At 50.4% G+C, this 853-nt stretch carries 2 tRNA genes and 2 rRNA genes; all 4 read right to left on the bottom strand.

The features are described from left to right. Nucleotides 1-346, bottom strand: a 23S ribosomal RNA gene (locus tag AB8804_RS23260); the annotation flags it as partial. Between the two features lie 180 nt (nt 347-526). Beyond that, nucleotides 527-602: transfer RNA gene (locus tag AB8804_RS23265), tRNA-Ala, on the bottom strand. A gap of 42 nt (nt 603-644) precedes the next feature. Beyond that, nucleotides 645-721: transfer RNA gene (locus AB8804_RS23270), tRNA-Ile, on the bottom strand. Nucleotides 722-791: 70 nt separating this feature from the next. Continuing rightward, nucleotides 792-853 (bottom strand): 16S ribosomal RNA (locus AB8804_RS23275); the annotation flags it as partial.

Genomic DNA, 853 nt, shown 5'->3' on the forward strand with positions numbered 1-853 from the left:
TTTCGTGTACGGGACTATCACCCTGTACCGTCGGACTTTCCAGACCGTTCCACTAACACACGCGCTGATTCAGACTCTGGGCTGCTCCCCGTTCGCTCGCCGCTACTGGGGGAATCTCGGTTGATTTCTTTTCCTCGGGGTACTTAGATGTTTCAGTTCCCCCGGTTCGCCTCGTTTGACTATGTATTCATCAAACGATAGTGCAACGAATTGCACTGGGTTTCCCCATTCGGACATCGCCGGGTCAAGGGTTCATATCACCTCGCCGGCGCTTTTCGCAGATTAGCACGTCCTTCATCGCCTCTGACTGCCAGGGCATCCACCGTGTACGCTTAGTCGCTTAACCTCACAACCCGAAGATGTTTCTTTCGATTCATCATCGCTTTGCGAAAATTTGAGAGACTCGAACACACCATTAAAGGTGCGTCGTTTCAATTTTCAGCTTGATCCAGATTTTTAAAGAGCAAAACTTCGCAGTGCACCTTTTCAGGTTCACTCTGAAGTTTTCTTGTTTGTGCAGTAAAGATGGTGGAGCTATGCGGGATCGAACCGCAGACCTCCTGCGTGCAAAGCAGGCGCTCTCCCAGCTGAGCTATAGCCCCATCGTTTGCAATCTCTGTACCGCTCATCCTTTGAAAGGAGTTTGGTAGGCCTGAGTGGACTTGAACCACCGACCTCACCCTTATCAGGGGTGCGCTCTAACCACCTGAGCTACAAGCCTGCAGAGATTTTTACTGCTGTTTTTTCATCAGACAATCTGTGTGGACACTACAAAGGCAGGTTCTTTAAGGTAAGGAGGTGATCCAACCGCAGGTTCCCCTACGGTTACCTTGTTACGACTTCACCCCAGTCA

Source organism: Enterobacter sp. KBR-315C3_2022, assembly GCF_041399425.1.
Classification (GTDB): Bacteria; Pseudomonadota; Gammaproteobacteria; order Enterobacterales; family Enterobacteriaceae; genus Enterobacter.